This is a genomic window from Cupriavidus sp. 94F1 (assembly GCF_057798875.1).
Genome location: NZ_JBYOJT010000010.1, coordinates 170,196 through 192,097, shown reverse-complemented (window position 1 = coordinate 192,097; position 21,902 = coordinate 170,196). Strand labels below are relative to the sequence as shown.

18 protein-coding genes and 1 pseudogene are annotated in these 21,902 nt (G+C 64.2%); 10 read left to right on the top strand and 9 right to left on the bottom strand.

Annotated elements, in window-relative coordinates; all coding sequences use genetic code 11:
- The 4 genes and pseudogenes from AC3FJ6_RS22030 to AC3FJ6_RS22015 all read left to right on the top strand — a co-directional run.
- A pseudogene (locus tag AC3FJ6_RS22030) lies at window positions 1–1,968 on the top strand (hypothetical protein); the annotation flags it as partial.
- Between the two features lie 441 nt (window positions 1,969–2,409).
- Entirely contained in the window at window positions 2,410–2,856 is a 447-nt protein-coding gene (locus AC3FJ6_RS22025; protein WP_488773742.1) for a hypothetical protein, read from the top strand.
- A gap of 94 nt (window positions 2,857–2,950) precedes the next feature.
- The gene (locus AC3FJ6_RS22020; protein WP_488773741.1) at window positions 2,951–3,307 is read left to right on the top strand and encodes a hypothetical protein; all 357 of its coding nucleotides are present in this window, start codon (window positions 2,951–2,953) and stop codon (window positions 3,305–3,307) included.
- A 154-nt stretch (window positions 3,308–3,461) separates the two neighbouring features.
- On the top strand, window positions 3,462–4,010 hold the full coding sequence (locus tag AC3FJ6_RS22015) for a hypothetical protein (protein ID WP_488773740.1): 549 nt from the start codon (window positions 3,462–3,464) through the stop codon (window positions 4,008–4,010).
- A gap of 165 nt (window positions 4,011–4,175) precedes the next feature.
- On the opposite strand, the gene AC3FJ6_RS22010 is transcribed toward AC3FJ6_RS22015, so the two are convergent.
- From AC3FJ6_RS22010 to AC3FJ6_RS22000, 3 genes are read right to left on the bottom strand one after another with little or no spacing between them, the layout of a single operon-like run.
- Window positions 4,176–5,657 carry an efflux transporter outer membrane subunit gene (locus tag AC3FJ6_RS22010; RefSeq protein ID WP_488773739.1) on the bottom strand — a complete coding sequence of 494 codons (1,482 nt, stop codon included), beginning with the start codon at window positions 5,655–5,657 and terminating at the stop codon, window positions 4,176–4,178.
- 8 nt (window positions 5,658–5,665) lie between these two features.
- Window positions 5,666–6,850: an efflux RND transporter periplasmic adaptor subunit gene (locus AC3FJ6_RS22005; RefSeq protein WP_488773738.1), complete on the bottom strand. Its 1,185-nt coding sequence runs from the start codon at window positions 6,848–6,850 to the stop codon at window positions 5,666–5,668.
- Window positions 6,847–10,065: an efflux RND transporter permease subunit gene (locus tag AC3FJ6_RS22000; RefSeq protein ID WP_488773737.1), complete on the bottom strand. Its 3,219-nt coding sequence runs from the start codon at window positions 10,063–10,065 to the stop codon at window positions 6,847–6,849. The genes AC3FJ6_RS22005 and AC3FJ6_RS22000 overlap by 4 nt, the downstream gene beginning before the upstream one ends.
- 186 nt (window positions 10,066–10,251) lie before the next feature.
- On the opposite strand from AC3FJ6_RS22000, the gene AC3FJ6_RS21995 reads away from it, so the two are divergent.
- The 3 genes from AC3FJ6_RS21995 to nfsB all read left to right on the top strand — a co-directional run bounded on the left by AC3FJ6_RS21995 (window position 10,252) and on the right by nfsB (window position 13,175).
- Entirely contained in the window at window positions 10,252–10,926 is a 675-nt protein-coding gene (locus tag AC3FJ6_RS21995; protein ID WP_488773736.1) for a heavy metal response regulator transcription factor, read from the top strand.
- On the top strand, window positions 10,923–12,347 hold the full coding sequence (locus AC3FJ6_RS21990) for a heavy metal sensor histidine kinase (protein WP_488773735.1): 1,425 nt from the start codon (window positions 10,923–10,925) through the stop codon (window positions 12,345–12,347). The genes AC3FJ6_RS21995 and AC3FJ6_RS21990 overlap by 4 nt, the downstream gene beginning before the upstream one ends.
- Window positions 12,348–12,521: 174 nt before the next feature.
- Entirely contained in the window at window positions 12,522–13,175 is a 654-nt protein-coding gene (nfsB, locus tag AC3FJ6_RS21985; protein WP_488773734.1) for an oxygen-insensitive NAD(P)H nitroreductase, read from the top strand.
- A 54-nt stretch (window positions 13,176–13,229) separates the two neighbouring features.
- On the opposite strand, the gene AC3FJ6_RS21980 is transcribed toward nfsB, so the two are convergent.
- Window positions 13,230–13,997 carry a hypothetical protein gene (locus AC3FJ6_RS21980; RefSeq protein ID WP_488773733.1) on the bottom strand — a complete coding sequence of 256 codons (768 nt, stop codon included), beginning with the start codon at window positions 13,995–13,997 and terminating at the stop codon, window positions 13,230–13,232.
- Between the two features lie 49 nt (window positions 13,998–14,046).
- On the bottom strand, window positions 14,047–14,967 hold the full coding sequence (locus AC3FJ6_RS21975) for a LysR family transcriptional regulator (protein WP_488773732.1): 921 nt from the start codon (window positions 14,965–14,967) through the stop codon (window positions 14,047–14,049).
- Window positions 14,968–15,128: 161 nt separating this feature from the next.
- Between AC3FJ6_RS21975 and AC3FJ6_RS21970 the strand changes: the two genes are divergently transcribed.
- Window positions 15,129–15,884, top strand: coding sequence for an SDR family NAD(P)-dependent oxidoreductase (locus AC3FJ6_RS21970; protein ID WP_153948741.1), 756 nt, complete (start codon window positions 15,129–15,131; stop codon window positions 15,882–15,884).
- Window positions 15,885–15,991: 107 nt separating this feature from the next.
- On the opposite strand, the gene AC3FJ6_RS21965 is transcribed toward AC3FJ6_RS21970, so the two are convergent.
- The 3 genes from AC3FJ6_RS21965 to hppD all read right to left on the bottom strand — a co-directional run bounded on the left by AC3FJ6_RS21965 (window position 15,992) and on the right by hppD (window position 19,910).
- Complete coding sequence (locus AC3FJ6_RS21965; RefSeq protein ID WP_488773731.1) at window positions 15,992–17,188, bottom strand: amino acid aminotransferase; 1,197 nt, start codon at window positions 17,186–17,188, stop codon at window positions 15,992–15,994.
- 66 nt (window positions 17,189–17,254) lie between these two features.
- Window positions 17,255–18,643: an amino acid permease gene (locus AC3FJ6_RS21960; protein ID WP_488773730.1), complete on the bottom strand. Its 1,389-nt coding sequence runs from the start codon at window positions 18,641–18,643 to the stop codon at window positions 17,255–17,257.
- A gap of 193 nt (window positions 18,644–18,836) precedes the next feature.
- Window positions 18,837–19,910 carry a 4-hydroxyphenylpyruvate dioxygenase gene (hppD, locus tag AC3FJ6_RS21955; protein ID WP_488773729.1) on the bottom strand — a complete coding sequence of 358 codons (1,074 nt, stop codon included), beginning with the start codon at window positions 19,908–19,910 and terminating at the stop codon, window positions 18,837–18,839.
- Between the two features lie 206 nt (window positions 19,911–20,116).
- Here hppD and AC3FJ6_RS21950 point away from each other — a divergent pair, with 206 nt between their 5' ends.
- The gene (locus AC3FJ6_RS21950) at window positions 20,117–20,590 is read left to right on the top strand and encodes an Lrp/AsnC family transcriptional regulator (RefSeq protein WP_153948748.1); all 474 of its coding nucleotides are present in this window, start codon (window positions 20,117–20,119) and stop codon (window positions 20,588–20,590) included.
- A 293-nt stretch (window positions 20,591–20,883) separates the two neighbouring features.
- Entirely contained in the window at window positions 20,884–21,405 is a 522-nt protein-coding gene (locus AC3FJ6_RS21945) for a hypothetical protein (protein WP_488773728.1), read from the top strand.
- 104 nt (window positions 21,406–21,509) lie between these two features.
- Here AC3FJ6_RS21945 and AC3FJ6_RS21940 read toward each other — a convergent pair whose 3' ends face one another.
- On the bottom strand, window positions 21,510–21,836 hold the full coding sequence (locus AC3FJ6_RS21940) for a thioredoxin family protein (protein ID WP_488773727.1): 327 nt from the start codon (window positions 21,834–21,836) through the stop codon (window positions 21,510–21,512).
- Window positions 21,837–21,902 lie beyond the last annotated feature (66 nt).

The following is a 21,902-nucleotide window of genomic DNA, read 5'->3' as shown; positions in this document are numbered from 1 at the left end:
CGCGGGACCTGGCTGACCTTCTACAGCCTGTACATGCACCTGCAGGACCTGGCTGGCTACGAGGACAGGAAGACGTTGCCCCGCCCGGCCCATTGGTCACCGGAGTTCAAGGTCACGACGTTCGCCCGGGATCAGCCACGCGCCAGGCCGGGCCTGCGCGCTGCGCCCGCCAAGCAGAAGGGGCTGCGCGTGCGGTCAGCACGGGCCGGCGGCACGGCGCTTGGCATCCTGCCGCAGGGCACACAGTTCAGTATCAGCGAGCGCACTGGCAACTGGGGAAAGATCGCACGCAGCGGCCCGCCGATTCCGGCCAGCGTTGGAGACTTCGTGGCGCCCGATGCTGCGGTCGGCGGCTGGGTATTCCTTGGGCGCGAGCATGGTGGACAGGTGGTCGAGGAATTCATACCCGACACCGCGCTCGACTGCATAGTCGTTCCTCCAAAACCGATCAAGGTCAAAGCGGGCCAGTTGCTCGGCCACCTTGGCCGGTACGACTCGCTCAATCATTCGGCGCCCACCCGCATGGTTCACATCGAGTTCTTCTGCGGCGAAGACATCAAGACCTTTCTTCAGACGAGCCGAGCCTGGATCCAGGAACACTCGCCGTATCCCGCGCGCTGGAAGGCGTTGGGGTTACCCGGCGAAGCCACGCTGCTGCGTATCGACAGGCGAACAAAGCTCTATAAGGCGGCCCATCAGGAGGGAAAGGACGCTCCGCGCACCGATGTCGTCCTAATGCTGTCGTTAGCGGAACTGGGCCGGCGAAAGGAACACAAGTTCAAAGAGACAAGCCCAGGCGCGGACAACCTGAAGCTCAACTGGTGGAAAGTGCACAGCGCCAATATGCTTGGCAACGAAATCAGTGGCTGGGTACGAGAACAGAATTTCGCGGGCGGTCGCGTCACGCGCGAGTATCCGCAGGGGTGGGTGGACTTCCAGACCATCGAGGGCGCGCATGACTCCGCCCATACGCTATGCGCCAAATCAGAAGCGTACGTCGACTATGCCTGCGACAAGGACATGCCGGCCACCGCTGCGCTGGACAAACTTAGTCCGCTAATGAAAAGCGTCTATCAGGCAATTTGCCCCGGCAGTAACGGCGACCGTGCCATCGACGAGCTATGCGTGGCCGCGAAAGACAGATGGCAGTCGCTGCGCGCGTCGCGCCTGATTATTCGGCACGAAAGCGAATGGGCCAACCCGTCCAAATGGAAATCGCTGACTGCGGAACTCGAAAAGGAAACGGGTGCAAATGCCCAGTACGCAGCCGAGCAACGGCGTATCGAGAAACTGGTGTGGTGGGAAGAGGTCAAGGCGAGACTGCCTGATTTACCTGGTCCGGCGGTGTTTCATATGCATCCGGTGGGGGCGGTGGGGAATTTCTTCGTGGATATGCGTGTGCATGATTTCATCCGGAGAATCGGGGATGTTATCGCGCACGGGGAGGGAAATTATGAGTCTTACAACACCGGCACTATCAACCACAAAGTGGTTCACTCGTTCGTAAATCCGCCCGAAGGCACAATAACCAAGAAATCGATCAACGCCATACTCGAGGCGGCTAAATTACATCCAACAGATACAAATAGAATATTTGCGGCAGGAAAATATCAGGTGATAGAAACAACCCTGACGCAAGGAAAAGCTGCATTGAAGTTGACTGGAGATGAAATATTCGATGCTGAGACGCAGGAGTACTTTTTCAGGGAGTTTCTCATTGAGAAGGCGGGTAAAGGAAAGCTGGCGAACTTTATAAAGCGCGGGGTTGGATCCGCCGATGAGGCGCAATATGGGGCGTCACAGGAGTGGGCTTCTATTGCGACGCCAAAGGGGCGAGTACGATTGAGGAAGGCCGTCTCTGACGGAAACCAATCCTACTACGATGAGCCGCCGAACTTTGCCAATCCGGAGTCCACAAAAATGCTACGTGAGATATTAGAAGAGATATCAGAGTATTGGAAAGAGTAGGTGCGCATATGAAAAGAAAGCTCATCATTTGCGTAACCATCGGACTTTTCGGTGTCACCGCGCGAGCCGACTGCGTCATCGATAGTACCTTACCAACTTTGCCTCAGTTCATGCAGCAGGAAAATTACTCATCAGTCCGCAAAAAAGTTACTTTCGGCGGGGTGGGCGCCATATCGAGCTCCTGAAGCGCTGCCCTGTGCGGACGAAGACGAGCGATGCAAAGATCGACCGGAAATGCTCGCCTGTTCCGGAGTTCAGTTGGCGCCGTGCGCGTGGCTGTGGCGGAAAAATAAGGTATTTATCGTGGTAGGGACGATTTACGAAGTAGAGGATGAGCGATTTACAGGCGTCGGCGTTTATCACGAGTGCCCGCCATCGGAATAAATTTGGCTATGGCGCTTTGACGAGATCTCGCCATATTCAAGTCGGGAGAAATCTCCGATGAAAAGAAAGCTAATTCCGATATTGGCGATCGTGGTTCAAATGGAAATCTACGCAAAATGTGACATCGAGCCGATTCGAGACGTGCCCCACATCGCGATTGATGAACGATATTCCCATGTACGCCTAAAACTACTTTCCGCGGGATGTTTACCGTATCGCGCTCCTAATGCACTTCCATGTGAACTCGACGATAAACGCGGTGCGAATCGTCCCGAAATGCTTGCATGTTCTGGTGTTGGAATGGGTCCCTGCGCCTGGCTATGGAAGAAAAATATCATCGTTGACACGCTTGCAGATGTTGGTGATGAACTCTTCGTCGGCATTGGACAGTTCTATGGGTGTGCAGGTCCCGCCTGCATCGAATGTGACGCGCGGATTCATGAAGCCGAGGACAATCGTTTTAATAGCATCGGGGTTTATCACGAAATTCGTTCATTGAAATAATGAAAATGTGGTTGGAGCGGTGATCTTGATGAGATTTTGATCTGCTGTGAAAGCAGCAATGTTGTCAACATGCTGGCATGAATGGAGGGTTTTGATGCGATCAATTTTTCTTGTTTCTTTATGCTTCTTGCATGTTAATGCGGGAGCTACCTGTACGGTCGAAAAAATTCGCGATTATCCAGAGATGAGGGTTGGCGAAAAATACTCGAAAGTGCGGCAACAACTAATCTCGGCCGGCTGGACGCCATATAAAGCATCCCATGCGCTTCCATGTGAATCGTATGATTTGCGCTGCAAGGGCCGCCCAGAGATGATCGCGTGTTCGGGCGTGGAGTTAGGGCCTTGTGGTTGGCTGTGGAAAAAAAACAGAATGATGCTTGTCGTCAATACGCTGGCCGATACGGGCGACGAAATTTTCCAAAGCATCTCCCAATATCAAGGATGTGACTGATCGGGTGAATGATTTTCGAAGCTCGACGCGGCCATGCTTCGGCAGGAAGTGGTCGAGAAACTTTTATGGGAAATCGCGAAGTGACACCCCGGAGATCTTAAGTGATTACTGTTTTTGATAACTCGGTTGCATCAACGGCGAAGGGGAATGGACGGTGAGCCGACCGCTGCGGTATCTTAAATGGGTAGGTGTTGCTGTAATTTTAATTATATCCAAGCCTGCAATCGGCGATGCAGCTAGCCATGCGCCTATCGACGGAAGTGCCTTGCACCCAGGGTGCTCGGTCGTCTTTGAGCGAGAGTATCTCGATCAGAAGAAGGGTTCGGGCGACGTGCCTCCTTTTTTTCTTTTTCCCGTTTGGCAATGTGACGATCAACGGTTGCTTATCGATAGATATGGAATTAATGGCGGTTCTCCTCAAGTGGTGGACGCCATGATCTGGAACGGCAAAGGAATAGTGGTGTTGGTGAAGTGGTCGGTCAGTTCGCGCGCCGCTGATTTCTCGGGCGATTACTATCGTGTATTCATTTATCGTCGTATTGAATTGACCGACGCCGAAGCCTTTGTGAGAGATTGTACGCTGATGAGTAAATTTCCAGAGGGCTGGGATGGCGAATGGAAAAATGGAGAGTCAGTCGTTTTCGAATACAAGGACGCCACTTCGCTCAGGCGGAATATCTCGAAGATCTGGACTGAGTGGTAAAGCTCATGGAAAACCACTAGAAGGCACAAGGCTACGTTGGTCGGCGGCGCATATATGAACAGCGTAATTATTAGCGTGATTTTCGGTAGTTTCGGCGTGGCTGCTTAAGCGATTTGCATGGATGATGATGCTTCTCCGAAGTAATCGGGCGAGAAACAACCAGTTCTACTGGAGTCCAGTGCCCGTCCCTTGCCACCCCCCACCCAACGCCCGGAACAACGACACGCTGGCCGCCAACTGCCTCCGGTGCACGGCTTCCAGCGCGCGAGCGTCGATTAGGGCGGCGGCTTGCACGACGTTGACGTCGAGGTAGGCGGCGGCGCCCTTGCGGTAGCGGTCGGTGGCCTGTTGCAGGGCGCGGCGGGATGCGGTGACGGCGGCTTGCTGGCTGGCGGCTTCGTGGTCCAGCAACCGTAGTGCGGCGTAGTTGTCTTCCACGTCCTGTACGGCCTTGAGCACCGTTTCGCGGTAGTCGGCGGCGCTGGCGTCGAACTGGGCGCGGGCGCTGTCCACGCCCGCCTGGCGCTTGCCGCCGTCGAATATCGTTGCGGCTAGCGCGGGGCCTACGGCCCAGAAGCGGCTTGGCGCGGTCAGCCAGCCGGCCAGTCCCGAGCTTTCCAGTCCGCCGTTCAGGTTCAGCATCAGCGTCGGGAAGAAGGCCGCGCGGGCCACGCCGATCTGCGCGTTGGCGGCGGCGACGCGGCGCTCGGCGGCCGCGATGTCGGGGCGGCGCTGCAGCAGGGTGGCGGGCACGGCGGCCGGGGTGACGGGCAGGGCGATATCGGCGCTTGCGGTGCCGGCGATGTTCGCGGCGTCGGCGGGCAGTGCCGGCAGCGCAAACGTGCTGGCGGGTTCGCCCACCAGCGTGGCCAGCGCATGCAGCAACTGGGTGCGGGACAGTTGCAGGTCGGCCAGTTGCGCTTGTGTGCTTTCCACCTGAGCCTGCGCCTGCGCGACATCGCCTTCGGCGGCGATGCCGCCCTTGTAGCGGTTGGTCACCAGTTGCAGCACCGACGCGTAGGCGTCCACGGTCTGTTGAAGCAACGCGGCTTCGCGGTCGAGCGAGCGGATGCCGAAGTAATCGATCGCGGCTTCGGCCTGCAGGCTCAGGCGGACCGCGGCCACGTCGTCGGCACTGGCCTGCAGGCGGGCTTTTGCGGCATCGACGTTGTTGCCGATGCGTCCAAACAGGTCGGGTTCCCAACTGGCGCCGAGGCCCAGCAGGTGATCGGGCGTTGTTTTTCCAGCCCGCGAGTGCCCGAGTACGTTGGCCGACAGGTGCGTACTTGTGACGCTGGCCGTGGCGCCGACGGTCGGAAAGTAATCGGCGCGGGCGGCATCCACCTGGGCACGGGCATCGCGCAGCAGGGCCATCGATTTCAGCAGGCTCTGGTTCGATACGTCGATGCGGGCCAGCAGGGCGTCGAGCGTGGCGTCGTCGTACGCGCGCCACCAGTCCGGCGCGATGGCGTCGTCCGGCTGCGCGCCCTGGGCGCCGCCGTCCTGGGCTTCGTGGTAGGCGGCCGGCATCGGCATCGCCGGGACGTGATAGGGCACGCTGGCGCAGCCGGCCAGCCATGCGCAGGCCAGCACGATGACGGTGCGGTGGAAGGTGCAATGGAAGGTGCGCTTGATGAGCGGTTTCATGGTGAGCGTCATGCCGGATCTCGCTTTGCCGGCGCGGCCACGCGTACCGTCATGCCGGCCACGATGCCGTCGCCGGGGTTGACCACGACGCGGTCGCTGGCTTGCAGTCCGTCCAGCACTTCCACATGGGTGCCGAAGTCGCGCCCCAGCGCCACGTGGCGGATCGTCAGTGTGTTGTCCGGGCCGACCACGGCAACGGTCGGGCCGCCGGCCGGAAACATCAACGTATTGGCGGGCAGATCGAGCCCCGCGTGTGCGCTGCCCACTTCCAGATGCACCTGTGCGTAGGCGCCCGGGAGGATGCGGCCGTCCTGGCTATCGACATCGAGTTCCACGCGCAGGCTGCGCGTGACGGGATCGATGGCGCCGGCCGTGCGCGCCACCGTGGCGGGGTAGCGTTTGTCCGGCGCTTGCGGCAGCGTCAGCCAGGCCTGCGTGCCCGGCCCCATTCCCGCGCTGACGTCCTGCGGCACCTGCGCGTAGACGCGCAGCCGAGTGCCGGCCGAGATATGGAACAGTTCGCGCCCCTGGCCGGGCGCGCTGCCGGCATCGATCAGCGCCCCGGTATCGACGTTGCGTGCTGTAATCACGCCGTCGAACGGCGCGCGGATCTGCGTGTAGCTGGCAAGCTGCGCCAGCCGCGAGGTATTCGAGCGCGCCGCCGCCAGCAGCGCCGCCTTGGCGTTCATGTCGGCCACCTTCTGGTCGGTTTCCTGCTGGGCGACGGAGTTCGTCGCCTGCAGGTCCTGCCAGCGTTTGGCCGTGGTGCTCGCCAACTGGTAGTTGGCGGCGGCGGTCGCTTCGTCGGCGCGTGCCTGCCGCAACTGGTCGGCCACTTCGGGCGCGTCGATCTCGGCCAGCAACTGGCCCGCCTTGACCGGGGTGCCGATATCGGCGTACCAGTGGCGCAGATAGCCGTTGACGCGCGCATGGATGGCGGCGTCCTCGTAGGCGCGGACGTCGGCCGGCAGGGTGATGTCGTGCGCGGCCGCTGCGGCGCGCGGCTGCACCACGCTGACGATGGGCGTCTGCGCGGCCTGCGCGCGCTGCTGCAAGACGGCGTGGCCTTGCCAGCGCGGCACGATGCCGGCCGTCAGGGCCAGCGCCACGGCGGCGCCCGCCAGGGCCAGCATGGCCAGCCTGGGGTTGCGGCGCGGCGCGGCCGCCTTGGGATCGAGGTCGGTTCGGGTCATGCCAGGCGCTCCTGAAGGGGCGTGTTGTGATCGGATCGTGCGCGGCGGGCCATCCAGCCATGCAGCACGGAGAAAAAGACCGGCACCAGCACCAGCGTGGCCACGGTGCCGAAGGCCAGGCCACCGATCACGGTGCGGCCCAGCGGGGCGTTCTGCGCGCCGGCGCCGCCCGAGCCCAGCGCCATCGGCACCATGCCGAACAGCATCGCCAGCGCGGTCATCGCCACCGGCCGGAAGCGGCTGAAGCCGGCGTCCCAGGCGGCGTCGATGGGGTTCGCGCCTGCCGACAGGCTGTCGCGCGCATGGCTGATGACCAGGATGCTGTTGGCGGTGGCAATGCCCACGCAGATGATGGCGCCGGTGAGCGCCGGCACGCTGATGGTGGTGTCGGCGGCAAACAGCATCCACGCCATGCCCGAGAGCGCCACGGGCAGGGCGCCGACGATGGCCAGCGGATCGAGCCACGACTGGAAATTCACCACCATCAGCAGATACACAAGCACGATGGCGGCGGCCAGGCCCGTGACCAGCCCTGTGAACGATGCACGCATGGTCTGCACCTGGCCGCGCACGACGATGTCGGACCCGGCCGGCAGTTGCGGGCGCACCTGATCGACGATGCGCTGCACGTCGCCGGCCACGGCGCCGAGGTCGCGGCCGCGCACCGCGCCGAACAGGTCCAGCACGGGCTGCACGTTGTAGTGCGACACCACGCCTTGCTGGCTTCCGCGGGCGATGGTGCCGAACTGGCCGAGTTGCCCGGCGCCGCCCTGTTGCGCGGTGTCGGCGCCCAGCCCCAGCGGAATGTTCGACAGCCGCTGCAGCGAGTCCATCGCGTACTGGGGCACGGAGACGGCCAGCGGATAGCTGACGCCGTTCTTCGGGTTGAGCCAGAAGTTGGGCGCGGTCTGGCCGCTGCCGGACAGCGCAATCAGCATGTTCTGCGCCACTTCGCGCTGCGACAGCCCGGCCTGCAGCGCGCGCGTGCGATCCACGTCGACGGTCAGCGCGGGCTGGTCGGCCGGCTGCTGCAGGTGCAGATCGGTCAGGCCCGGCACGCCGGCCAGCTTGCGCAGCAACTGGTCTGCCACCTTGCGGTTGCCGGCCAGATCCTTGCCGACGATCTGGATGTCGATGGGGGCGGGCAGGCCGAAGTTCAGGATCTGGCTGACCATGTCGGCCGGCAGGAACGAGAAGCTGACGCCCGGGAAATCCTTCTGCAGCACGGCGTCGAGCTGGTCCACCAGCACGCCGGAACGGCCCGCGTCCGGCTTGAGGGACACCAGGATCTCGGCGTCGCCGGTGCCGATCGGCAGCGACGAATCGTAGGTCAGGTTGATGCCGCTGACCGGCAGGCCGATATTGTCGACGATGCCCGCCACGTGCTGCGGCCCCACCACGCGGCGGATGTCGGCTTCGACCTGATCGGTGATGCGGGCGGTCTCCTCGATACGCGTACCGGTGCGAACGCGCATATGCAGGCGGATCTCGCCGCTATCGACGGCCGGGAAGAAGTCCTGGCCCAGGAACGGCACCAGCGTCATCGACCCCACACAGGCCAGCGCGAAGAGCGTCATGGTCCGGCGCGGCCTGGCCAGCGCGGCGGACAGCATGCGCCCGTAGGCGCCGCGCACCCGCTCGAAGCCGGCCTCGAAGCGGCGGTGGGCCGTGCCGAACCAGCGGGTCAGGCCCGCCAGCCACCCCCTGGCGGGGCGTTTGGCTGTCCGCGCATCCGACTCGCCGCGCAGCAGGTAATGCGCCAGCGTGGGAATCAGGGTGCGGGACAGGAAGTACGAAGCCATCATCGCAAACACCACCGCCTCGGCCAGCGGCACGAACAGGTAGCGCGCCACGCCGCTGAGCAGGAACATCGGCAGGAACACGATGCAGATGCACATCGTGGACACCAGCGTGGGCAGCGCGATCTCGCCCGACCCGTCGAGAATAGCCTGCTCCAGCGGCTTGCCCGTTTCGCGGTGGTGGGCAATGTTTTCGATGGCCACGGTGGCGTCGTCCACCAGCACGCCCACGGCCAGCGCCAGGCCGCCCAGCGTCATGATGTTCAGCGTCTGTCCCAGTGCCGCCAGCCCGATCAGGGCGGCCAGCACCGACAGCGGGATGGTGATGGCGATAATCAGCGTGGCGCGCCAGCTTCCCAGGAACAGCAGGATCATCATGGCCGTCAGGCAGGCGGCCACCAGCGCCTCGTGCAGCACGCCGTCGATGGCCGAGGTGACGAACACGGACTGGTCGGACAGCGGCTGCACCTGCAGCGACTTCGGCAGGCCGGACAGGATGTGCGGCAGCAGGGTGCGGATCTGCGCCACCACGGTCAGCGTGGACGCACTGCCGGTCTTCTCGATTTCGAGCAGCGCGGCGCGCTTGCCGTCGTGGCGCACCACGTTGGTCTGGGGCGCGTAGCCATCGTGCACCTGCGCCACATCGCGCACATAGACCGTGCCGTCGGGGCCGCTGCGTACCGGCAGGTCGTTCAGCGCGGCCACGGTCTGGGTGCTGCCATTGAGGTCCACGCGGTATTCGAGCGCGCCGATCTTGGCCGTGCCGCCGGGCAGCACGAGGTTCTGGGCGTTGATGGCGTTGACCACGTCCAGCGGCGCCAGCCCGCGCGCCTGCAGCGCCGCCACGTTCAGATCCACCATCACCTGGCGCACCTTGCCGCCATAGGGCAGCGGCACAGACGCCCCCTGCACCGTGGCCAGTTGCGTGCGGATAAAGCTGTTGCCCAGGTCGTACAGTTCCTGCTCGGGCAGCGTGTCGCTGCCCAGCGCCAGGCGCAGGATCGGCACCGTCGAGGCGTTATAGCTCAGCACCAGCGGCGGCGTGGCGCCGGGCGGCATCTGCTTGAGGATCGATTGCGCGCCCGCCGTGGCTTGCGAAATCGCACGGTTGATGTCGGCGCCGGGGTGGAAGAAGACCTTGATGACGGCCACGCCCGGCAGCGACTGCGACTCGATGTGCTCGATGTTGTCGACATCGGTGGTCAGTGACCGCTCGTAGCCGGTGACGATGCGCTGGGCCATGTCCTGCGCCGACAGGCCGTTGTAGCTCCACACCACGCTGACCACCGGGATGTCGATCGACGGGAAGATGTCGGTCGGCATGCGCTGGATGGCCACCACGCCGCCCAGCAACAGCAGGATGGCGAGCACGATGAAGGTATAGGGCCTGCGCAGGGCGAGCCTGACAATCCACATGCTTTCTCTCCCGGCGCCCCGATGGCGCGGCAATCGTAAGGAATGGAGCCGATTCTAGAAACCGCCCGCCCTGTGAATTCCGGTCAAAACGATTACAGTCTTGTCATCCAAACCGGCGGCGCCGCTCGCTACCATCCAGCTGGCAATGCGGCGGATTGGCGCCGCCGATGGTTGAGGACTGGACCGATGAAGATCCTGGTAGTCGAAGACGAACCGAAAACGGGCGAATACCTGCGCAAGGGGCTGGCCGAGTCGTCCTTTGTGGTGGATCTGGCGCGCACTGGCGCCGATGGCCTGCACCACGCGATGGAAGACGACTACGACCTGATCATCCTTGACGTGATGCTGCCCGGCATGAACGGCTGGGACGTGCTGCGCCGGCTGCGCGAAAGCAAGGACACGCCCGTGCTGTTCCTGACGGCGCGCGACGAGGTGGAAGACCGTGTGCGCGGCCTGGAGCTGGGCGGCGACGACTACCTGGCCAAGCCGTTCGCGTTCGTGGAACTGCTGGCGCGCGTGCGCACGCTGCTGCGGCGCGGGCCGGTGCGCGAGGCCGACCGCATCGAGGTGGCCGACCTGGAAATCGACCTGATCCGGCATCGCGTGATGCGCGCCGGCCAGCGCATCGACCTGACGCCGCGCGAATTTGCGCTACTCCATTTCCTGGCACGCCGCAGCGGCGAGGTGCTGAGCCGCACGCAGATCGCATCGCATGTCTGGGACATGAATTTCGACAGCGACACCAACGTGGTCGATGTGGCCATCCGGCGCCTGCGCGCCAAGATGGACGACCATTTCGCGCCCAAGCTGATCCACAGTGTGCGCGGCATCGGCTACGTGCTGGAACTGCGCGCGTCGTGACGGCGCGCCGGCATACCCGCCTGCTGCCCCGCTCGCTGACCGCGCGGCTGGCGGTGGCATTCGCGCTGATCGCCGGCTGCGCCTTCGCGGGCGTGGGCCTGTACCTGTACCGGGCGCTGGCCACGCAGATCATCGAGCGCGACGACTCGGAGCTGCTGCGCAAGGCCGTTCGTGCGCGCGCCGAGCTGGCCGAATTGCCGGCCGCCGACGCCCAGGCCGGTCGGTGGCAGGAGATTCGCGGCATTGTCGCGGGCAACGACGAATTCGGCCTGCGGCTGCTGGCGCCGGATGGCGCGCTGCTGACGCAGGCGGGCGCGCAGCCGGGCAACATGCCGGCGGTGGACGCCATTGGCGCCGACACGCCGCCATCGGCAGCGGCCATTCAGTCATGGGAGACGCCGGGCGCGATACCGGCGCGCGGTCTGGCGATGCAGGCGCGCGTGGGCACCGGCGCGGGCGCGCGGACGGTGCGGGCGGAGATCTACCAGGTAGCGGCGTCGCGCGTGCTGCTGCTGCGCGACTATCGGCTCAAGCTCTGCGTCGCCGTGTGCCTGGGGGCGCTGGGCGCGGGCTTGCTGGGCTACGCGGCCTTGCACGCAGGCATGGCGCCGCTGCGGCGCATTGCGGCCGGCACGGCGTCGGTGACGTTTGCCAGCGGCGTGCTGCCAGTCGATCCGTCGCGGCTGCCGGCGGAGCTGGACGAATTGGCCAGCGCGCTGCAACGAATGATCGACCGCCTGCGCGAGCGCTACGAGCGCCTGTCGCAGTTCTCGGCCGACCTGGCCCATGATTTCCGCACCCCGATCGGCAACCTGCTGGGCCAGACCCAGGTGGCGCTGTCGAGCGAGCGGTCTGTGGAGGAATACCAGGCGCTGCTGGCATCCAACGTCGAGGAATACGAGCGGCTGTCACGCATGATCGAGAACATGCTGTTCCTGGCGCGCGCCGACAATGCGCAGGTGGCCATGCACCGGGTGGAGCTCGACCTGCCGTCCGAACTGGCCCGTCAGGCCGACTATTTCGAGCTGCTGGCCGATGCGCGCGGCATCGCCATCCAGGTGGACGCGCGGGGCACGCTCTACGCCGATGCCACGCTATTCCGGCGCGCGCTGGGCAACCTGCTGTCGAACGCCGTGCATCACTCGCCCGAATCGGCGGTGATTGCGCTCCGGAGCCGGGATGAAGCCGGCACGGTGGTGATCGAAGTGGCCAACCACGGGCCCGGCATCGCGCCCGAGCACCTGCCACGTTTGTTCGACAGGTTCTTCCGTGGCGACCCCGCCCGCGCCAATTCCGGGGAATCGTCGGGCATCGGGCTGGCCATCGTGAAGACCATCATGGAACTGCACCACGGCGCGGTGCAGGTGGAATCCATGCCCGACGGCCTGACCACGTTCCGGCTGGTGTTTCCTGACCGCTGAGAGGGTGATCGCCCTCCGGGCACCCGCGCCTGCCGCGGCGGGCTCCATGGAACGCCTGGTCATTTTCACTCCCGAAGTGAAAGTGCTGACAGATTTCCCCGGTTTTTCGATAGCATCGCGGCTGCGATAATGCGACGCATAGTCGATTTACTTATCCACGATCCGGAGCTCCTCATGAATTTCACCGACGCCGTCCTGTCCCGCCATACCGTCAAGGCCTACGAAGGCGGCCAGACCTTGCCGCAGGAACAGGTGGACATGCTGCTGGCGTGGCTGCACAACAGCCCGTCGTCGGTCAACTCGCAGCCGTGGCATTTCGTGGTGGCATCGACGCCCGAGGGCCGCGAGACCATCGCCAGGGCGGCCACCGGCACGTTTTCGTACAACCATCCGAAGATCGTCGATGCCTCGCATGTGATTGCGCTGTGCATGCGCGCCGACCTGGACGAAGCCCACCTGCGCGCCGTGCTGGACCAGGAGGAACGCGACGGCCGGTTCAAGGTGGAAGGCGCCCGCGAAGGCCAGGACAAGAGCCGCCGCTCGTATGTGGACCTGCACCGCTACGCGCTGCGCGACGTGCCGCAATGGATGGAAAAGCAGGTCTACCTGGCGCTGGGCGGCCTGCTGCTGGGCGCCGCGATGCTTGGCATCGACGCCACACCGATGGAGGGCTTTGACGCGGGCGCGCTGGACACGGCGCTGAACCTGCGTGAGCGCGGCCTGACCAGCGTCGTGCTGGTGTCGCTGGGCCGTCGCAGCGAAAAGGACTTCAATGCCGGCCTGCCGAAGTCCCGCCTGCCGAAAGAGGCGGTGTTCACGCATATCTGAGGCCAGCGGGGCCGGAAGAGGCTCTGGCCCCTATCCCGCTTTCCGGCGAGGCCGTCAGGTCTGCGGGTCGGCCAGCAGCCATTGGCCGGTGACCGGGCATACCCAGACTCGTCGGCCATCGCGCCGCACCTGCTCTTCCTCGACCTGTGCGGCGGGAGCCCAGTCATGGTCGAACGTCACGCGTAGCGCGCGGGCCACCCGGGCCTCTTCGATGGGCAGTTCCCAGGTCAGGAACAGCTGCGTGTTGTCGTGTCCGTCCTGGTTGGCCGGGAAATCGGCGGGATCGAAGCGGTCCGCGCCGCGCGGCACGACGCCGTGGGGCTGGCAGGTATCGAACAGCAGCACCGTGCCGCGACGCAGGGGGATGCGCAGGTCCAGCGATGGAAAATGTACGTCCTGTCCCTTGTCGTCACTGAGGAACAGATTGCAGAAGGCTGCGCCGCCGTACTGGTCGCCGTCATGGTGATACCGGGCGCCCCGGCAGACCATCAACGCGATATCGCTTTGGGCCAGCAGGCCCGGCAGGCCCAGCGACGCCGTCCAGTCGGCCACGGCCTGCACGCAGCGCCCGTAGTCGGGCCAGCGCATCCGCGCACGGGCCAGCGGCATGACCTCGACATCGCCGGGCTCCAGCGTCATCTGCGACGCAATCTCGCGCGTCCAGTCCGCCAGCAGCCGCGCCGGCGGGGCGGGAATGTCCACCGTATCCGACAGGATCACCTCGCTCACGCGCCGGCTGCGCATGGCGTCGCCGCTCCGGAAACAGGCGGTCAGGGCTTGCGGCGAAGGCGGTGGGGAAGTGGGATGGCGGTCGTCGGGCATGGCCGGCAGTGTAACGCCGGCCAACGCGGGGCCGGCACGTGGCGCAGGCCTAGCGCCTGCCCGTGCAGTCGAACGGCGCGAACAGTGCCACCACCCAGTCCACAAACGCCCGCAGCCTTGCGCTCTGGTTCCTCGACGGGTGGAACACGATATGCAACGGATGCAGCGGCCGGCTCCATTCAGGCAGCAGTGGGACCAGCGCGCCGGTTTCCACGTGCGGCCGCGCCATGAAGCCGAAGGTCTGCGCCACGCCCAGGCCGCTGACCAGGGCCGTCAGGTGGGCCGTGCTCTCGTTGACAAACACGCCGTGCCGGCTGCGCACGTCCACGTCGATGCGCTCGCCGTCGCGCTCGAACCGCAGCGGCATCACGCGGCCCGTGAGCGACGAAAAGTAGCCCACCACGTCGTGGTCGGTCTGCAGCACGGCCGGGTGCGTCGGCTTGCCGCGCGCGGCAACGTACGGCGCGGCGGCGTAGGTGCCCCAGTCCAGGCTGGCGACATGCCGGGCGATCAGGGACGTATCGGTCAGGTCGCCGCCCCGGATCACGCAATCGACGGCGTCGCCGATCAGGTCCACATGGCGGTCGCCCACGCCGACTTCGAGCTGGATCTCGGGATACTTCGCGCGGAAGGACGGCAGGTTGGGCAGCAGGATCAGGTTGGCCAGCGATGATCCGATGTCCACGCGCAGGCGCCCGCGCGGTGCGCCGCGGGCATCGGCAAACAGCGTATCCATCTCATCCACATCGGCCAGCAGCTTGACCGCGCGGCGGTAGTACGCCTGGCCCTCGTCGGTCACCACCACCTTGCGGGTGGACCGCTGGAACAGCTTGATGCGCAGGTGTGATTCCAGGTCCTGGATCAGCTTGGTGACGGTGGGACGCGGAATGTTGAGCGTGTCGGCGGCCTTGCTGAAACCGCCGGACTCGGCGATGCGGACGAATACGCGCAGGGCTTGCAGTTGATCCATGGCTCAGGAGAAGGCAAAAACGGGCAGGGCGATGGCGCCGCACGCAGTATGCCTGATTATTCATGGTGATGAATAATGATTTAATTTGATCGCTGTTTATTCGTAATTCATTAACGCTTACAGTTGCGCTCATCCACTCTTCAACACGAAAGGAACACATCATGAGCAAGCGACTGGAAGGCAAGATCGCCCTGGTAACTGGCGGCACGAGCGGCATCGGACTGGCCGCCGCGCAGGACCTGGCCCGCGAAGGCGCGAAGGTGTATGTAACGGGCCGCCGCGCCGCGGAGCTGGACAAGGCCGTGGCAGCCATCGGCCATGGCGCGGTAGGTGTGCAGGGCGACGTGACCCGCGAGGCCGATCTCGATGCGCTGGTCAAGACGATCCGCGAGGGCGATGGGCGGCTGGACGTGCTGTTCGCCAATGCCGGCGGCGGCACCATGGCGCCGCTGGGCGAGATCACGGCGCAGCATTTCGACGATACGTTCAATCGCAATGTCCGTGCCGTGGTGTTCACGGTGCAGAAGGCCCTGCCGCTGATGGGCAAGGGCGGTTCCATCATCCTGACCGGCTCGATTGCCGGATCGACGGGCACACCGGCGTTCAGCATCTACAGCGCCTCGAAGGCGGCGGTGCGCGGCCTGGCCCGCAGCTGGGTGCTGGACCTCAAGGATCGCGGCATCCGCGTGAACGTGGTGAGCCCCGGGTCCACGCACACGGTGGGCCTGGCCGAGCTGGGCGGCGACACCAAGGCGGGCCAGGACGGGCTGCTGGGCTACCTGGCCTCGCTGGTGCCAATGGGCCGGCTGGGCGCCCCGGAGGAAATCGCCCGCGTGGTGACGTTCCTGGCGTCCGACGATTCGAGCTTCATCAACGGCGCCGAAATTGCCGCCGATGGCGGTCAGGCGCAGGTCTGAGCGACAGGCCCGGTTCGGACGATATCGTCCGGGCAAAGCAAACAGCCACCCGAGGGTGGCTGTTTTGCTTAAAACGCGAGGGCGCGTCGAAGGGGGCGGCCCAGCTATCAGCCCTTCAGCACCTGGCCGATGGCGTTCGCCACCACGCCGACGTTGCGTTCGTTCAGGCCGGCCACGCACATGCGGCCCGAGCGCAGCACGTAGACGCCGTGCTCGTTCTTCAGGCGGTCCACCTGGTCGGCCGACAGGCCGGTGTAGGTGAACATGCCGCGCTGCTTGATGTAGCGCGACAGCTTCTCGCCGCTGACATGCTCGCGCAGCTGGTCGTGGATGGCCTGGCGCATGCGCGTGATGCGCTGGCACATGGCGGCCAGTTCCGTTTCCCAGCTCTGGCGCAGGGCCGGCGTGGTCAGCACACGGGCCACCACGCGGGCGCCGTGGGTGGGCGGGTTGCTGTAGTTGGCGCGCACGGCGCCGGTCAGCTGGCCCAGCACGCGGCCGGCTTCGTCGGCGCTCTGGCAGATCACGGAGAGACCGCCGCAGCGTTCGCCGTACAGCGAGAAATTCTTCGAGAACGAATTGGCCACCAGCGCGGGCACGTTCTGGCGGGCCAGTTCGCGCACGGCAAAGGCGTCGTCATCCAGGCCCGAGCCAAAGCCCTGGTAGGCCATGTCGACAAACGGCAGCAGCTTGCGGGCCTTCAGCACGCCGATCACCTGGCGCCACTGGTCTTCGTTCAGGTCCACGCCGGTCGGGTTGTGGCAGCAGGCGTGCAGCAGCACGATGCCGCCCTGCGGAATGGCGTCGATGGCCGCCAGCATGGCGTCGAACTTGAGGCCGCCGGTTTCGGCGTCGTAGTACGGGTAGGTGTTGACCTTGAAGCCGGCGCGCTCGAACACCACGCGGTGGTTTTCCCAGCTTGGGTCGCTGATCCACATTTCCGCCGTCGGGAAATAGCGTTTCAGGAAGTCGGCGCCCACGCGCAGCGCGCCCGAGCCGCCCAGCGTCTGCAGCGTGGCGATACGGCCTTCGGCGCGGGCGGCGCAATCCTCACCGAACACCAGCGCCTGCACGGCCTGGCGGTAGGCAGCGATGCCGGCCATCGGCAGGTAGGGGCGCGGGCCCATGTCCGACAGCAGCGCGGCTTCGGCTTCGGCCACGGCCTGCATGACGGGCAGGCGGCCTTCGTCGTCAAAGTAGATGCCGATGCTCAGGTTGACCTTGTTGGTACGCGGGTCCTGCTGGAAGTCCTCGTTGAGCGAGAGGATCGGGTCACCGGGAAAGGCTTCGATGTGTTCGAACATGGGATGCGTCTGGCTTGCGGGTTCAGGGGGGGGCGGCCCGGTGTGCGCACGGGCCGCTCAGGCAGGTTACTGGATCTGGGCGCTCGCGGCGGGCATGGCCGAACCGGCGCTCTTCTGCCGGAGGCGATAGCTTACGCCAAGAATGACCAGCCAGACCGGAATCAGGTAGACCGAAATGCGCAGGCCCGGGGTCAGGAACATCACCACCAGGATGCCGGCCAGGAAGACCAGCGTCACGTAGTTGGTCAGCGGATAGCCCAGGCTCTGGAACGCCGTGGTCTTGCCTTCGGCGCGCTTGGCGCGGCGGAACATCAGGTGAATGATGCTGATCATGGCCCAGTTGATGATCAGGGCCGACACCACCAGACCCATCAGCAGCTCGAAGGCTTCGCCCGGCATGAAGTAGTTGACCAGCACGCACAGGCCGGTGGCCAGGGCCGATACGCCCAGCGCGGCCAGCGGAATGCCACGACGGTTCACCTTCATCAGCGCACGCGGGGCGTTGCCCTGTTGCGCCAGGCCCAGCAGCATGCGGCTGTTGCAGTAGACGCCGCTGTTGTAGACCGACAGCGCCGCCGTCAGCACCACCACATTCAGCACCGTGGCCACGATATCGCTGTTCATCGCATGGAAGATCAGCACGAACGGGCTGCCGCCGGTGACCACCTTCTGCCACGGGTACAGCGACAGCAGCACGGCCAGCGCGCCAACGTAGAAGATCAGGATGCGGTAGATCACCTGGTTGGTGGCCTTGGGAATGCTCTTGCCCGGGTTGTCGGCCTCGGCGGCGGTAATGCCCACCAGCTCCAGACCGCCGAACGAGAACATGATCACGGCCATCGCCATCACCAGTCCGCCCAGCCCGTTCGGGAAGAAGCCCCCGTGCTGCCACAGGTTGGCTACGCCGGCTTCGGGGCCGGCGCCGCCAGTACCCAGCATGTAGCCGCCAAAGCCGATCATGCCGACAATGGCCGCGACCTTGATGATCGAGAACCAGAATTCCATCTCGCCGAACGACTTCACGCTGGCCAGGTTGATGGCGTTGATGACGACGAAGAAGCCCAGGGCCGATACCCATGTCGGGATGCCCGGCCACCAGTACTGGACGTAGATGCCCACCGCCGACAGTTCGGCCATGCTGACCAGGATGTACAGCACCCAGTAGTTCCAGCCGGACATGAAGCCGGCAAAGTGGCCGCAATACTTGTTGGCGAAGTAGCTGAACGAGCCGGCTACCGGTTCGTCGACGACCATCTCGCCCAACTGGCGCATGATGAAGAACGCGACGATGCCGGCCAGCGCGTAGCCCAGCAGCACGGATGGGCCGGCCAGCTTGATGGTCTGGGCAATGCCCAGGAACAGGCCGGTGCCGATGGCGCCGCCTAGCGCAATCAGCTGGATATGGCGATTCTTCAGGCCACGCTTGAGCGTGCCTTGGCTATCGGGAGCATGCATTGGGGTGTCTATCCTCTACCCATTCTTGTGGAATGGCGGCGCGCCTCTTTGGGGTTGGGCGCTTTGAAAAAACGCCGGCGCGGGTAACGCCGGACGCGGGGGTGCGCGCCGGCGAAAACCCGAGAGTTTACCGGCACACGCTTGGAAACGCAGAAGAAACGGGTCAGCCCGGTTCAGCGCCGGGCCGGATGCGTCACACCTTCAGCGTGCCGCGCTCGATCTGGTCGCGCTCGAGTGATTCGAACAGCGCCTTGAAGTTGCCTTCGCCGAAGCCGTCGTCGCCGGAACGCTGGATGTACTCGAAGAACACCGGGCCCAGCACGGTCTTCGAGAAGATCTGCAGCAGCAGGCGGGGCTTGCCGCCTTCGGTGGTGCCATCCAGCAGGATGCCACGGGCCTTGAGCTGGTCCACCGGCTGGCCGTGGCCGGGCAGGCGGGTGTCCAGGGCTTCGTAGTAGTAGTCGTTCGGGGCGGTCATCAGCTCGACGCCGGCCAGTTGCAGGCTGTCGATGACGTCGAGCAGGTTGTCCACGGCAAAGGCGATGTGCTGGATGCCTTCGCCGTTGAACGCCATCAGGAATTCCTCGATCTGGCCGGCCCCCTTGGACGATTCCTCGTTCAGCGGAATGCGGATCTTGCCGTCCGGCGCGGTCATCGCCTTCGAGGTCAGGCCCGTGTACTCGCCCTGGATGTCGAAATAGCGGATTTCGCGGAAGTTGAACAGGCGTTCGTAGAAGTTCGCCCAGTAAGCCATGCGTCCACGGTAGACGTTGTGCGTCAGGTGGTCGATCAGCTTGAGGCCGTGGCCCTTCGGATGGCGGTCCACGCCCTCGATGTATTCGAAGTCGATGTCATAGATCGACTTGCCGTCCTCGAAGCGGTCGATCAGGTACAGCGGCGCGCCGCCAATGCCCTTGATGGCCGGCAGGCGCAGTTCCATCGGGCCCGTGGCGATTTCGACCGGCTGGGCGCCCAGCATCAGCGCGCGGTTGTACGCCTTGTGCGAGTCCTTCACGCGGAAGGCCATGCCGCAGGCGCTGGGGCCATGTTCGGCGGCGAAATAGGCGGCTTCGCTATGCGGCTCGTTGTTGACGATGAAGTTGATGTCGCCCTGGCGATACAGCACCACGTCCTTCGAGCGGTGACGGGCCACCAGCGTAAAGCCCATTTTCTCGAACAGCGGTTCCAGCACGTTGGGGGTGGGCGAGGCGAATTCAACGAACTCGAAGCCCATCAGTTGCATCGGGTTTTCAAACAGGTCGGCCATGATCGGAGTACCTCGGGGGCGAGAGCGGGGATAGAAATAATATTTCGGTGAGGCAGCCGCGCGAGTGGCTTGGGGGACGCTTGGCGCGCTGCATGACGTGAGGAAATTGTAGAACCCGCCCCGCTAAATAGGATTTCGTAAGGCACGCAGGGAAACCCTGAAAGATGAGATAAGATTTCGTCAAACCGCCATCTCAGGAAATCAGAATGCAGCAAACCGACCTCGACCGCATTGATCGCCGCTTGCTGGCGGAACTGCAGGAACACGGGCGCGCCACCAACCTCGAACTGTCCGAGGCGATCAACTTGTCCCCGGCCCAGACGCTGCGCCGCCACCGCCGCCTGGAAGAGGGCGGCATCATCAAGCGGTACGAGGCGCGGCTGGACAGCACCGCGCTCGGGTTCGGCGTGACGGCGTTCATCCACGTGACGATGGAACGCGGTCATATTCGCGATTTGTCCAAATTCAAGGGGCTGGTGGCGGAACTGGCCCAGATCCAGGAGTGCTTCTCCGTGACCGGCGACATCGACTATGTGCTGAAGGTGGTGGCCAAGGACCTGAAGTCGCTGTCCGACTTCCTGCTCGACACCCTGATGCGCATCCCCGGCGTGAGCGGCGTGAAATCAAGCGTGTGCCTGGACGAAATCAAGTGCACCAGCGCGATGCCGCTGGATTTGTGAACAGGGTCGCAGATGCACGCCTGAAAAGCCCGCCATGTGCGGGCTTCTTGTTTCGTTGGGCTGTGAAAACCGGAGATATGCGATTTTTTGTGAGCGGCACCTCGTGCTAGAGATGTGGGGCTTTTCCCAAATCTCTCGGAGGTCAGAATGTCACACTCTCGCAGCACAAAAGAACGGCCATATGGGCGGATGATCGATCCCGACAAGGTTCAGGTGGAACGATGAGAGAGATTCGATTTTTGGAAACTCGGAAATGAATGGTTGAAAGTTTCCAGAGGAAAGGAGTACAGGTAATGCGAATCGCCCCGGCTGTACTGTTTCTTGTCGGTTGTCATTCCATTGCCCAGGCGCAGCCGCCGCAAGCTGTCATCGAAAGTTGTCTTCTCGGGTATTCAACCACTGCTGGAACTTCTGTCGCGATGGGCACGAGCGGGCATCAGGTTATTGAAGACGTTCCTGGCTACCGCCTGACGTGGCCAGAGCGATTGCCCGGTATTCGCGTCGGATATGCCATCAGCAACGACGGGGATAACGATTATGTGTTTGTGGGCCGCCGCCGTGGGTATGTCAGACGGGCCATTCCACTGACGCAATGGCAGCCTGCGCCATTAGACAACCCCTTGCGCGCACAGTATGGCGTCGTGACACAGGGAAAAAGCCGCTACGCGTGCGTGGTGGAAGCCGCCGGACAGGGTTCCGCAGCTTTCGTCATGGCCGGGTACATCGGCCAATTGGCACCAGCCAAGGAAAAGGCCATACAACTCTACTATGCGGTAGCGGACACCAAGACATTCAAGGGATTCAAGTCGGATTGATTTTGCGGTTGGCCGAGTAGAAACAGCCCGCCGTAGTGCGGGCTGTTTGTTGTCGGTCCCGTTCAGTGAGACAAAGCGAACCCGGGGACGGGAGCTTCGGGAAATCACTGGTCGATCTTGCGCATGGCCTCGGTGATGTCCCGGGCGTCGTCCGGGCGCACCAGGCGCGCCACCTCCTTGCCGTCGCGCAGGAATACCAGCGTGGGCCAGAGCTTCACGCGGAACGAGCGGCCAAGCGGGCGTCCGCTGCCGTCCTCCACCTTGATGTGGTCGATGGCCGGGTGCTGGCCGAAGGCCGATTCGATCAGCGGTTGCGCGCGCTGGCAGAAGCCGCACCAGGGGGTGCCGAACTCCAGGATGGTGGCGCCGCGCAGCGCATCGATCTCGTCGCGCGACGGCTCCGTCGTGGCAAAAGTGTGGGTCATGCTCATCGGTTGGGGCTCCGTCGATACATGGATCTGGTGATGGTCTGATGCCCCCGACACGCGATTTCCGCG